The sequence below is a fragment of the Pseudonocardia sp. CA-107938 genome, assembly GCF_050936315.1.
In the GTDB taxonomy this organism is placed as follows: Bacteria; Actinomycetota; Actinomycetes; order Mycobacteriales; family Pseudonocardiaceae; genus Pseudonocardia.
The window spans coordinates 6,312,098-6,324,090 of record NZ_JBNJNA010000001.1 but is presented as its reverse complement, the minus strand read 5'-3'; the positions used below and the strand labels follow the sequence as shown (position 1 = coordinate 6,324,090).

At 73.6% G+C, this 11,993-nt stretch carries 13 protein-coding genes; 6 read left to right on the top strand and 7 right to left on the bottom strand.

Translation table 11 applies throughout. The annotated features are described in order from the left end of the window. Positions 1 to 4 precede the first annotated feature (4 nt). Positions 5 to 556: a TetR/AcrR family transcriptional regulator gene (locus ACQEVB_RS31290; RefSeq protein WP_432979214.1), complete on the bottom strand. Its 552-nt coding sequence runs from the start codon at positions 554 to 556 to the stop codon at positions 5 to 7. Between the two features lie 55 nt (positions 557 to 611). On the opposite strand from ACQEVB_RS31290, the gene ACQEVB_RS31285 reads away from it, so the two are divergent. Next, positions 612 to 1,019 (top strand): DUF5360 family protein, encoded by a 408-nt coding sequence (locus ACQEVB_RS31285; RefSeq protein WP_432979211.1) that lies wholly within the window; start codon positions 612 to 614, stop codon positions 1,017 to 1,019. A 66-nt stretch (positions 1,020 to 1,085) separates the two neighbouring features. Further along, complete coding sequence (locus ACQEVB_RS31280; protein WP_432979208.1) at positions 1,086 to 1,796, top strand: TylF/MycF/NovP-related O-methyltransferase; 711 nt, start codon at positions 1,086 to 1,088, stop codon at positions 1,794 to 1,796. Here the strand turns inward: ACQEVB_RS31280 and ACQEVB_RS31275 are convergent. Continuing rightward, positions 1,785 to 2,582, bottom strand: coding sequence for an AraC family transcriptional regulator (locus ACQEVB_RS31275; RefSeq protein WP_432979205.1), 798 nt, complete (start codon positions 2,580 to 2,582; stop codon positions 1,785 to 1,787). The genes ACQEVB_RS31280 and ACQEVB_RS31275 overlap by 12 nt on opposite strands. Before the next feature lie 53 nt (positions 2,583 to 2,635). Here ACQEVB_RS31275 and ACQEVB_RS31270 point away from each other — a divergent pair, with 53 nt between their 5' ends. Next, positions 2,636 to 3,781, top strand: coding sequence for an MFS transporter (locus tag ACQEVB_RS31270; RefSeq protein WP_432979202.1), 1,146 nt, complete (start codon positions 2,636 to 2,638; stop codon positions 3,779 to 3,781). On the opposite strand, the gene ACQEVB_RS31265 is transcribed toward ACQEVB_RS31270, so the two are convergent. Next, positions 3,769 to 4,626, bottom strand: a complete 858-nt coding sequence (locus ACQEVB_RS31265) for a LysR family transcriptional regulator (RefSeq protein WP_432979199.1) — start codon at positions 4,624 to 4,626, stop codon at positions 3,769 to 3,771. The genes ACQEVB_RS31270 and ACQEVB_RS31265 overlap by 13 nt on opposite strands. Positions 4,627 to 4,695: 69 nt before the next feature. On the opposite strand from ACQEVB_RS31265, the gene ACQEVB_RS31260 reads away from it, so the two are divergent. From ACQEVB_RS31260 to ACQEVB_RS31250, 3 genes are all read left to right on the top strand, one after another. Continuing rightward, on the top strand, positions 4,696 to 5,571 hold the full coding sequence (locus tag ACQEVB_RS31260; protein ID WP_432979196.1) for an EamA family transporter: 876 nt from the start codon (positions 4,696 to 4,698) through the stop codon (positions 5,569 to 5,571). 3 nt (positions 5,572 to 5,574) lie between these two features. Further along, entirely contained in the window at positions 5,575 to 6,045 is a 471-nt protein-coding gene (locus ACQEVB_RS31255; RefSeq protein WP_432979193.1) for a group II truncated hemoglobin, read from the top strand. A gap of 219 nt (positions 6,046 to 6,264) precedes the next feature. Then, entirely contained in the window at positions 6,265 to 7,002 is a 738-nt protein-coding gene (locus tag ACQEVB_RS31250; protein WP_432979190.1) for an SDR family oxidoreductase, read from the top strand. Here ACQEVB_RS31250 and ACQEVB_RS31245 read toward each other — a convergent pair whose 3' ends face one another. From ACQEVB_RS31245 to ACQEVB_RS31230, 4 genes are all read right to left on the bottom strand, one after another. Beyond that, a complete protein-coding gene (locus ACQEVB_RS31245; protein WP_432979187.1) occupies positions 7,003 to 7,809 on the bottom strand; it encodes an SDR family NAD(P)-dependent oxidoreductase in 807 nt (268 codons plus the stop codon). Positions 7,810 to 7,819: 10 nt separating this feature from the next. Beyond that, complete coding sequence (locus ACQEVB_RS31240) at positions 7,820 to 8,191, bottom strand: antibiotic biosynthesis monooxygenase family protein (protein WP_432979184.1); 372 nt, start codon at positions 8,189 to 8,191, stop codon at positions 7,820 to 7,822. Positions 8,192 to 8,259: 68 nt separating this feature from the next. Then, the gene (locus ACQEVB_RS31235; protein ID WP_432979181.1) at positions 8,260 to 10,176 is read right to left on the bottom strand and encodes a maleylacetate reductase and hydroxyquinol 1,2-dioxygenase domain-containing protein; all 1,917 of its coding nucleotides are present in this window, start codon (positions 10,174 to 10,176) and stop codon (positions 8,260 to 8,262) included. Next, entirely contained in the window at positions 10,173 to 11,936 is a 1,764-nt protein-coding gene (locus ACQEVB_RS31230; RefSeq protein ID WP_432979178.1) for an FAD-dependent oxidoreductase, read from the bottom strand. The genes ACQEVB_RS31235 and ACQEVB_RS31230 overlap by 4 nt, the downstream gene beginning before the upstream one ends. Between the last annotated feature and the right edge of the window lie 57 nt (positions 11,937 to 11,993).

The following is an 11,993-nucleotide window of genomic DNA, read 5'->3' as shown; positions in this document are numbered from 1 at the left end:
GAACCTACGGGCCGATCCTGCGCTCCAGCTCCGCCAGTTGCCGCTCCGCGGGCCACGCGGCGGGATCGAACGTCGCGTGCAGGCCGATCCCGTCGACGGCCAGCATGAGCGACTCGGCGGCGGCGGGGTCGCGGCCGTCGCGTTCGAGCAGGTCGGCGAGGGTGTTCCGCCACCGCCGGTACCGCTCGACGTGGGCGACGCGCAGCGCCTCGTCGACGGCGGCCGCGCCCCAGAACGCGATCCAGACGCCCCACTCGATGCGCCGGACCTCGTCCAGGGGCAGCGACTCGGCCAGCACGGCCGGCAGCAGCGGCCCGCGCGCCGTGCGGACGTGGGCGCGGATCCGTGCCGCGACGGCCCGGGTGACCGCGTCGAGTGCGGCGAGCAGCACCTGCTGCTTGTCGTCGAAGTAGTGGGTGACCATGCCGGTGGTGCACCCGGCTTCCTCGGCCACCTCGCGCATGGTCGCGCCGGACAGCCCGGCCCGGGCGATGACGGCGGCGGCCGCCGCGGCCAGTTCGCGGCGGCGTTGATCGTGGTCGACGAGTCGAGGCATCGTCGACAGGTTACACAACACTCGGTATATAACAGATGTTGTGCGAACGAGGCGTTTGACCGCGATCACGACGCTGATGCTGGTCACCGACGTGGGGTTCGTCGCCTACTGGGCGGCGACTGCGCTCGAGCTGATCCCGCCCGAGTTCGCCTACAGCGACTACCACGATGCGCGGGTCGTCGCCTGGAACTGGTCGTTCCTGCCCCTCGACCTGCTGATCAGCGTCACGGGCATCGCCGCTGTCGCCATCCTGGGCCGGCGGCCGCTCCTCGGCCGGCCGCTGATGACGATCTCGCTGGCGCTCACCCACGCCAGCGGCCTGCTCGCCATCTCGTACTGGGCGGTGCGCGGCGAGTTCCAGCCGGAGTGGTGGGTGCCGAACCTGTTCCTGCTGGTGTACCCGATCCCGGCACTGGTCCGGCTGCTCCGCCACGAGCCGCGAACGGTCGTGCAAGCGCGGTGAAACCCGGGTCGCCGATGCTGCGGCGCGGGCGCCCGCCCGTCGACGACAGCGAATGCGAGGACTTCGATGGACTACCCGTGGTTGACGGCGACGCCGGGGGAATGGCCGCGGTTGCGGGGGCGCGTCACCTACCCGAGCCGGGCGAGCGTCCTCGAGTTCGCCGTCCACCTGGCGCGGCCGGTCCCCGGCCACGTCGTCGAGTTCGGGGTGTGGCAGGGCGCGTCCACCCGCGTCATCCGTGACGAGCTGGCCCGCACGCGGGTGTGGAGCCCGACGCAGCCGCGGAAGCGGATCTACGCCTGCGACTCGTTCGAGGGCCTGCCCGAGAACTACGAGCACCTGGCCGCCGGCACGTTCGCCACCGCGGTGCCGCGGCTGCGCGGGGTGCGGATCGTCAAGGGCTTCTTCCAGGACTCGCTCACCCCGGCGCTCGCGGCCGAGGTCGGCCAGGTCAGCCTCGCGCACTTCGACGCCGACCTGCACTCGGCCACCGAGACGGCCCTGAACTGGGTCACGCCGCTGCTGCGCGGTGGGAGCCTGCTGCTGTTCGACGAGTTCGACGGCGAGGACCCCGCCGAGGCCCGCGCCTTCGCCGAGTGGAGCGAGCGGACGCAGGTGGAGACCGCGCTCATCGCCTGGTTCGGCCGCGAACCGAGCGGGAAGGGTGCGATGTCCGACCGGCGGGCCCTGTTCCAGGTGATCGGCGACGAGCGGCGCACCGGCCCACGTGCCCTGTTCCCGACGAGGGTCCGGCGCAAGCTCGCGTCACGCTGGTGACGTCGTCGGGGTGCGGCGGTACGCGCCGGGGGTCTCGCCGAACGTGCGGCGGAACGCGTCGATGAAGGCGCCGGTCGACGACCAGCCGCAGCGGTGCGCCACCGCGGTGACCGGCACGTCGTCGGCCAGGAGCTGCAACGCGCGGTAGAGCCGCAACTGGGTGCGCCACTGCGGAAAGGTCATGCCGAGCTCGGCGCGGAACAGCCGGCTGAGCGTCCGCTCGCTCGCCCCGACCTGACGGCCGAGCTCGGCCAGCGTGCGGCTGTCGGCGGGGTCAGCGTTGAGGAGGTCGCACACCGCGCGCACCCGCGGTTCGGTCGGGGTGGGGAGCTGGACCGGTTGCTGCGGGCTGGCGCGCAACTGGTCGAGCAGCACCGCCTGCAGCCGGCGCCGCTCCGGGCCGTCGTGCGGGTCCCGGGTGCACGCGCGGATCAGCTCGCGCAGGAGCGGGCTCACGCTCACGACCGTGGGGGAGTCGAGGCGCAACGGGTTCGCCGAGACGGGCAGGCCCAGCAGGTGCAGCTCCGCCGCGCCGTGGGCGCGATGGGCGTGGACGCAGCCGGCCGGCACCCAGATCGCCCGCGTCGCCGGCGCGATCCACGTGCCCGCGTCCGTCGTGACCGCCAGCACCCCGGAACCGGCGTAGACGATCTGGTGGTCGTCGTGACGATGGGCGTCGATCTGCTCGCCGGACGCCATCGGCCGGACCTGCGTGGGCGCGGCGGGCACGTGGCGGATCTCCGGCACGAAGCGCAGCCTATCGGCGCTTTGGCGGCTTTCTGACATCACATGGCTCTGTTCTGGAAGCGCGCCGCCGACGCAGACCAGAGGATCGAGGCGTGCCTGTTCGTTCCCGTGCGATCACGTTGTTGTCCGTCAGCCACGCCTGCGTCGACGTCCATCAGGGCGCGGTGGCGGCGTTGGTGCCGTTCTTCGTCGCCGAGCGGGGGTACGGGTATGCCGCGGCGGCGGGGATCGTGCTCGCCGCGTCGCTGCTGTCGTCGGTGGTGCAGCCGCTGTTCGGGGTGCTCACCGACCGGTGGGCGCTGCCGTGGCTCCTCCCGGTGAGCACGCTCATGGCGGGTGCCGGGGTGGCCGTTTCCGGGACGGCCGGCGGCTACGCGACGACGTTGGCCGCGGTGGCGATGTCCGGGGTCGGTGTCGCGGCCTACCACCCGGAGGCTGCGCGGGTGGCCAGGGTCGCCGCGGCGGGGAGCCACCGGGCGATGAGCTGGTTCTCCCTCGGCGGCAACCTCGGGTTCGCGGCGGCGCCGGTGCTGGTGGGCGTGGTGGTCGGCACCGGAGGGTTGGCGGCCTCGCCGCTGCTGGTCGCGCCGGCCGTGCTGGGTGCCGTGCTGTGCGCGGGCGCGGCCAGGTCGGCGAACCGGGCCGCCAACAGCGCGACGGGGCCGGCGCCCGGCATCGACGACCGCCGCTCGTTCCTCGTGCTGTCGGCGGCGATCGTCTGCCGGTCGATCGTGTTCGTCGGGCTCAGCGCGTTCCTCGCCCTGCACGCCGCCCGCCAGGTCGACGGGGACGCCCGCGTCACCGGTCCGGCGGCGCTGTTCGTGCTCTTCCTGGGCGGCGCGGTCGGCACGGTCGCGGGCGGCCACCTCGCCACCCGGTTCGGGCGGCTCCCGGTGCTGCGCTGGTCGTACGCGCTGACCGGGCTGGCGGTGGCCGGGGTGGTCCTGGTGCCGGGTCCGCTGCTGTTCGGGTTCGTCGCGCTCGCCTCCGCGGGGCTCTACGTGCCGTTCTCGCTGCACATCAGCCTCGGGCAGGACTACCTGCCGCAGCACGTCGGCACGGCGGCCGGGGTCACGCTGGGGCTCGCGGTGAGCGTCGGCGGAGTCGCCGGACCGGCGATCGGCGCGCTCGCCGACGCCACCTCGCTGCAGGTGGCGCTCGCCCCGCTGATCGCGCTGCCGGCCATCGGCGCGCTGCTCCTGCGGCGCCTGCGCGAGCCGGCTCTTCAGCCGCGGTAGACCTGGGCGAGGAGCCCGACCATCGCGGGCACCGCGGGATGCGGGTCGGCCCGCCACCACAGCGCCCGCACCGGGACGGGCGGCGCGTCGCGCAGGCGCCGGAACACGATGCCGGGACGTCGGTACTGGGCGGTCGTGCTCTCCGCCGTGACGCCCACGCAGCGACCGACGGCGATGACGGCGAGCCAGTCGTCGACGTCGTGGACGTCCTCGAACACGGGTGCGCGGTCGGGTGGCCACAACTGCGGGGAGGTCGTGCCCGTGCGCCGGTCGATCGCGACGACGTGGTCGGCGAGGTCGGCCAGGCGCAGCACGCGGCGCCGGGCGAGCGGGTGGTCGGCGGCCAGCGCGCACGCCCGTGCCTCCTCGCCGACGACGAGCTCGGCGAACCGGCGGTCGACCACCTGGTGCTCGGGGGCGGTGCGGACGATGGCGATGTCGCAGCTGCCCTCGGCGAGGCCGCCGGTGGGGGAGTTGGTGCGCACGAGGGAGAGCTCGGTGGCGGGATGCTCGGCGGCCCAGCGCCGCTGCAGCTCGACGGTGTGCGCGCCGAGCGCGGCCCAGGCGTGCCCCAGCCGGAGCCGCCCGCCGCCGGCCGTGGCGTCGCGGACGAGGTCGTCGACCTCGGCGAGGACGCGCCGCGCCCGTGCCAGCACCCGCTCGCCGGCCTCGGTGAGGACGATCTCGCGGCTGGTCCGGCGCAGCAGGCGCACCCCCAGCTCGTCCTCCAGGGCGGCGAGCGTGCGGGAGACGGACGGCTGGGTGGTGTCCAGCTCTGCGGCCGCGCCGGTGAACCCGCCCGCGTCGACGATCGCGACGAGGCAGCGGAGGTGCCGAAGATCCATACGCTCAGTGTATAGATGAAGCGCAAGATGCATTTTTGTGAATGCCTCTGTGCGACGCAGACTGGCCGCGTGGACGTGCGCACACCCCCGCGGATCGACAGCTCGGCCGGCCTTGCGCTCATGCTCGGTAGCGCCCTGTCGAACCAGACGGGCGCGGCGATCGGGGCACTCGCCTTCCCGGTGCTCGGCCCGGTGGGCGTGGTGGCGGTGCGGCAGTGGATCGCGGGGATCGTCCTGCTCGCCGTGGGGCGGCCGCCGCTGCGCTCGTTCACCCGCCGGGAGTGGCGGCCGGTGCTCGGCCTCGCCGGGGTGTTCGCCGCCATGAACGTGTCGCTGTACACCGCGATCGACCGGATCGGGCTCGGGCTCGCGGTCACCCTGGAGTTCCTCGGCCCGCTCGGCGTGGCGCTCGCCGGCGCCCTCACGGCAACGCCGCGCGGTGCCCGCCGCCGGGCGACGGTGGCGTGCGCCGTGCTGGCTGCGGTCGGTGTCCTGGTGTTGACCCGTCCGCAGCCGACGACCGACCACGTCGGGGTGGCGTTCGGCCTGCTCGCCGCCCTGTGCTGGGCCGGGTACATCCTGCTCAACCGCACCCTCGGACGGCGGCTGCCCGGCGTCGTCGGCTCCGCCGCGGCCGGCACGGTCTCGGCGCTGGTGTACGTGCCGATCGGGATCGCCGTGCTGGTCGCGCACCCGCCGACGCCGCTCGCGCTGGCCTGCGCGGCCGTGGCCGGCGTGCTGTCGTCGGTGGTGCCGTTCCTCGGTGACCTGCTCGCCCTGCGCCGGGTGCCGGCGCACCTGTTCGGCGTCGTGATGAGCGTCCACCCGGTGTTCGCCGCCGCGATCGGTGCGCTCGTGCTGCACCAGTCGCTACTGCTGCCGGACGTGCTCGCCATCCTGCTGATCGTCGGCGCCAACGTCGGCGTGGTACTGATTACACTGTAAAATGTGTCTGACGTCCCCACGCTGTGCGACTGGGCCGGCGGCCCTGCGGCCCTCCGCCGGATGATCGACGCGTTCTACGACCGCGTCGAGCGCGACGACCTGCTGTCGGTGCTCTTCCCCGGCGGGGTGTCCGAGGAGCACCGCGCCCACGTCACGCTCTGGTGGGTCGAGGTGTTCGGCGGCCCGGCCGGCTACACCGAGCAGCTCGGCGGCTACGAGCGGATGCTCGCGCACCACCGCGGCCTGGGCATCACGGCCGAGCAGCGGTTCCGGTTCGTGAGCCTGATGAGCCGGGCCGCCGACGACGCTGGGCTCCCCGACGACCCCGAGTTCCGCGCCGCCCTCGTCGGGTACCTGGAGTGGGGCACCCGGCTCGCGCTGCACAACTCCCAGCCGGGCGCCGACGTCGTCGAGCACGCGCCGGTGCCGCGGTGGGGCTGGGGCGTCGCCCCGCCCTACCGGCCGGGGAGCTGAGGCGCCGCCCGGAACTCGCGCTGGAGGCGACGCGCGCGTCACAGGCGGAGGAGTTCGGCGAGGTTCTCGCCGAGCACGCGGTCACGGACCTCGCCCGACGTCGTGCAGCGCTCGACGGTCGCCCTGGCCGGCACCGGTCCGGCCGTGCTGCGGCGCACCCTCGCCGCGACCGCGGCGGACGGCGGCTGACCGCGCAGGACGCTCGGCTACTGTGCGCGCGTGCAGCAGCTGCAGGGCAGGACGATCGTGGTGACCGGTGGCGCGCAGGGCCTGGGCCGCGAGATCGTCCGAGCTGCTGGGGCCGAGGGCGCGTTCGTCGTCGTCATCGACGTCGACGCGGCCGGCCTCGCGAGCGTGGAGGCCGAGCTCGGAGCGGCCGCGTGCGCGACGTTCGCGTGCGACATCCGGGACGCGGCAGCCGTCGGGGCGACGGTGCGCGCGATCCGCGAGCGCTTCCGCGCCGGTGTCGCCGCCCTGGTGAACAACGCCGGCGTCTACACGAACGACGCGATCGAGGCCGCGGACCCGGACCGGGCGGTGCTCGCGTTCGCGGTGAACGTGCAGGGCACCATGAACGTCACGAACGCGACGCTCAGCCAACAGCTGCTCGACCCGGACTCCGGGCAGATCGTGTTCGTCAACTCCTCGGCGGGTGACCCGCTCGCGACCGCGATGGGCGCGAGCGAGCGCACCTACGCCGCCACGAAGGGCGCGTTGACGGCGTACGCGAAGTCGGTCACCGGCGCCTGCAAGGGCACGGGGATCCGGGTGACGACGATCTTCCCCGGTGGCATGGACACCAACCTGTACGCGAACGCCGGCATGGCCGCCGAGGTGAGCCACGGGCAGTCCTGGATGATGTCGCCGCGCCGGGTGGCCAGCACCGTGGCGTTCGTGCTGGCCATGCCCCCGGACACGGTGATCTCGCGGATCAGCATGGGCCCGAACCTGCGGTAGTCAGGCCATCGTCATCCCGCCGTCGACGGTGACGACGGCGCCGGTGACCTGCCTGGTCAGGTCGGACGAAAGGGCGACGACGGTGCCGGCGACGTCGTCGACGGTCGAGACCCTGCCCAGCGGCGTCATGCGGTTGAGCATGGTGATCGCCGCGTCCTGGTGCGGTCCGGCGTTGGCGTCGGTCGGCACCATCCCCGGAGCCACGACGTTGACGCGGATCCCGTCCTCGCCGAGCTCGGCGGCGAGGTGGCGGGCCAGCGCGTCCTGCGCGGCCTTGGTCACCCCGAACTCGGCGAACCGGCCCTGGACGTGGGTCGACCGGCTGAGCGCCGCCCCGATCAGCACGATCGTGCCGCCGCCGCGGCGGCGCATGCCGGGCACGACGTGCCGGACGGCCGCCAGGGTGGCCGCCAGCTGGATGTCGACGCGGGCGCGGAGCGCGTCGGCCTGGTCGAGCAGCGGCGCGTCGGGGCTGACCATGCTGGTGGTGTCCCCGAACGCGTTCGCGACGAGCAGGTCGATGTCCCCGAGCTCGGCCGCCGCGGCGGCGACCAGTGACGCGACCTGCGCGTCGTCGGCCGCGTCCGCGGCAAGGGCGAGACCGCGGGACCCGGCCGCCGTGATGTCGGCGACGACCGCGTCGGCGGCGGTCCGGTTGGAGTGGTAGTTCACCGCGACGGCGGCGCCGTGACGGGCCAGGGCGCGCGCGATCGCGGCCCCGATGCCACGGCTGGCCCCGGTGACCAGCGCGACCCGGCCGTGCAGCAGCGGTTCCGCGGCGACGGCGGTCGGTGCGGGTGCGTTCATGGTCCGCTCCTCAGCGCAGGGTGTCGCCGGGCTTGACGGTGATCACGGCCTGGTACTGCATGGGCCGGACCTTCGCGTCGGCGAACTCGGGGTCGTCGAGGAACCGCCGGGCCGCGGCGATCCACTCGGGGTTGCGGTGCGCCTCGTCGAGCGCGACGCCCGACTCCCACTCCGCGACGTTGATGAAGGTCAGCTCGGCCTTGTCGCTGACGGCGCGCATCATGCGCGCCCCGATGAAGCCCGGGGCGGTGGCGAGGACCCGGGCGTTGTCGCGCCAGCGGGCGAGGAAGCGCTCCTCCTTCGCCATGTCCACGGTGAAGGCGTTGATGAGGGTGACCGGGGTGTCGAGCCCGGACGGGATGGTCGGGATGGGTCGTGTCATGCCCTCATGAAAGCACTGATCCTTGATTGTCACAAGACATGACAATCACGTGATTGGGCAAGTAGTGCTCAACGGTCAGGGGCGAGCCGGAAGGTGAAGGTCAGCTCGCGCCACTCCCCGTCGACGGCGCGGCCGTCGGGGGCAGGCCCGGTGCGCGGGGCGAAGGGGACGACGAGGTCGTCCTTCACGCCGAACACGGCGTCCGAGTCGAGGTAGCGCCCGCCTTCCACGAACAGCTGCGTGATCAGCTGCCGGTGGCCGGGCGAGCGGATCAGGAAGTGCAGGTGCGGGGCGCGGAAGGGGTGCCGGCCGGTGGCGGCCAGCATCGCCCCGACCGGCCCGTCGTCGGGGATCGGGTACTCCGACGGCAGGATCGACCACAACCGCACCCGGCCCTCGGCATCCGAGCGGAGGCGGCCGCGCAGCACCGGGCCGTCCAGGTCGGGGAGCTGGATGTCGTAGAAGCCGTCGTCGTCGGACTGCCAGACGTCGACGACCGCGTCGGTGACGGGCCGGCCGACGGTGTCGGTCACGAGCACGTCGACGTGCAGCGGGGTGCCTGCGGCGCCGCGGGCGATGTCGCTGCCGGCCGGCAGCTCGGGCGGACCCTCCACGTAGAACGGGCCGAGCACCGCGGACGGGGTGCTGTCCGGGGTGCGCGAGTTGGTCAGCAGGTCGACGACGCTGGAGAGCCCGAGGGTGTCGGAGAGCAGCACGAACTCCTGCCGCGTCGGGCTGCACAGCTGACCGGTGCGGGTGAGGAAGTCGATGCCCTGCTGCCACTCGTCCTGCGTGAGGTCGTTGTCGACGGCGAAGGCGTGCAGCCGCCGGACGAGATCGGTGAGCAGGGTGCGCAGGCGCGCGTCGGCGGTGCCGGCGAAGGTCGCGACGACCTGCTCGGTGATGCGCGCCGGCCCCGCGATCCCGGCCGGACGCTCCCCGCGCCATGCCCGGTCCAGGAGCGCGGCGATGCCGTCGCGGGTCAGCGGGGCCGGGTTCGGGTAGGGCTTGGCCACGGCCAGTTCGGCGGCCCGGCCGATGTCGGCCTCGCCGAGCCCGAGCTCGCGCAGGGAGGTCGGCCCACCTGCGTCGCGGATGAGGTCGAACACCGCGCCGGGCGCATCGGTGGCCCCGAGTGCCTCGGCGATGCGGCGCATCGCGTCCGGGGCGGCTGCGGCGTTGTAGGCCATCGCGTGCGGCAGCACCACCGTGTGCGTGGGGGCGTGCGGCAGGTCGAAGCTGCCGCCGAGGGTGTGGCAGAGCTTGTGGTGCAGGCCCATGCCGACGGCGCCCAGGCACGTCCCGGCGAGCCACGCGCCGTGCAGCAGGTCCGCCCGGGTGTCCAGGTCGTCGACGCCCCCGGCGAGGCGGCGCAGCCCGTCGGCCAGCTTGGCGACGGCCTGCAGCGCCAGCGCGTCGACGACGGGTTCGGCGTCGGGGGAGTAGAGGGCCTCGACGGCGTGCGCGAGCGCGTTGACCGCGCTGGTGACCGCGATCGGCCGCGGCAGCCCGGCGGAGAGCTCGACGTCGTAGACGACGGTCTCGGGCAGGATGTCGGGCGACGAGCGGGTGGTCTTGACGCCGTCGGCGGTCTCGCCGAGGACGGGCGTGACCTCGGAGCCGGCGTACGTGGTCGGGAGGATGACCTGGTCGACCCCGGTCCGCACGGCCAGTGCCTTCGCCAGCCCGGTGGTGGAGCCGCCGCCCACGGCGACGACGCAGTCGGCGCCGGCATCGCGCAGGACGTCGAGCGCGGTCTCGGTCACGGCCACCGGTGTGTGCATGGCGGCGCCGTCGAAGCGGGCGACCGCGAGCGGGCCGAGGACCTTCTCCACGCGGTCGCCGGCCTCGGCGAGCTCGGGCGAGGCCAGCACCAGCACGCGGCTGCGGCCGAGGCGCTCGACCTCGGCGGCGACGGTGTCGAGGGTGCCGGCGCCGAACACGATCCGGGCCGGGTGGGCGGTGTGGACGAAGCTGGTCGTCATCGGTCCTGCTCCTCTCGTCCGAGCAGCCGGGCCAGCGCCTCGGTGAGCTCCTTCTCCGGGTCGCTGGGCAGCGCGTGCGCCCGCCAGCCCACGTGCGCGTCGGGCCGGACGAGCACGCAGCCGGACTCGTCGACCTCGCGCAGGCGCGCCCAGTCGTCGTAGACGTCGGTGTAGCGGCGGCCCGGGCCGATCACGTGGACCTCGACCTCGATGCCCAGCGTCCGGCCGGCGCCTGCGGCGGCGTCGGCCCACGCCTGCCCCGAGATGCCGGTGAGCACGGTGAACCGGCCCTTGCCCGTGACGTCGTGGGTGCTGACCTTGTGGCCGCCCTCGCCGAGCCAGCAGTGCGGCAGCCGCGCCCCCGGCCAGGTCGTCGGGTGGTAGTACAGCTCGGGATCGCGGTCGTACTCCGGCTCCGCGGTGCCGTCGGGGACCACCGCGCCGGAGACGTAGCGCTGGCCCAGCTCCACACCGTGCGCGTTGAACTCGTAGTCCTTCAGCTCCAGCGCCTTGCGCAGCGCGATCCGCTGCTCGGCGGCCTCCGCCGTGTCCTCGGCGCGGGCCCGCATGCTCGCGATCTGCGCCGCCGGGTCGGCCGCGTCGCTGAACCCGAGCGCGTCGAAGATCGGCCCGAACTCCTCGATCGACTTGTTGGCCCGCAGCACGATCTGCTTGCCGACGGGGGCGCGCTCGGCGTCGTAGCTGTCCAGCAGCTCCTCGCCGGCCGTGCCGGACAGCACCGCGGCGAGCTTCCAGGCCAGGTTGTACGAGTCCTGGATCGACGTGTTCGAGCCCAGCCCGTTCGACGGCGGGTGCCGGTGCACGGCGTCGCCCGCGCAGAACACGCGGCCGGAGCGGTAGCGGGTGGCGTACATCTTGTTGTTGCCCCACAGCGAGGTGGAGCGGATGGTCACCGGGATCGTGTCGTCGCCGACCAGGTCGTGCACGATCTTCGTGGCCATCGCGTCGTCGACCTCGGGTGGCGCCTGGGAGATGTCGTAGCCCCAGACGACCAGCCACTCGTCCCACGGGCGGACCATGCGGACCAGGCCCATCCCGATCCCGCCGATGTTCGAGCCGGGCTGCAGCACCCAGTACAGGACGCTCGGCCGGTGCTGAACGAACCTCGTGAGGTCGGCGTGGAAGACGATGTTCATGCTGCCGGCGATGTCCATCTGCCCCTCGAAGGGGAGCCCGATGTCGCGGGCGACCTGGCTGCGGCCGCCGTCGGCGCCGATCACGTACTTGGCGCGGATCGGGTAGGTGTGGCCGGAGAGCCGGTCCCGCACCGTCACCGTCACGCCGTCGTCGTCCTGCTCGAGGCTCAGGTACTCGGTGTCGAAGCGGATGCGGCTGCCGCGCTCGGCCGCGTGCCCGATGAGGATCGGCTCCAGGAGCGTCTGCGGCAGGTCGCAGTTGTCGGACGGGCTGGCGAGCGTGTAGTCCGCGCGCCGCGCCGGATGGGTGCCCCACGTGCGCACGCGGCCGATCTCGTCGCCGGCCAGGCTCGTGCAGAAGACGGTGTCGCCCATCAGGTGCGACGGCGTGCCCTGGGCCCGGACGTCGTCCTCGATGCCCATGTCGCGCAGGATCTCGACGGTGCGCTGGTTGGTGATGTGCGCACGCGGCGTGTTGGCCGTCCACCGGTACTTCGTGATCACGATGTGGTCGACGCCGTAGGTGGCCAGGAACAACGCTGCCGACGCGCCGGCCGGTCCGCTGCCGATGACCAGCACGTCCGTGGTCAGGGTTTCGCTCACGCCGACGAGTATGTGAACCAGCACACGTATACGTCCAATACCGTTCTGGGAAGCCGG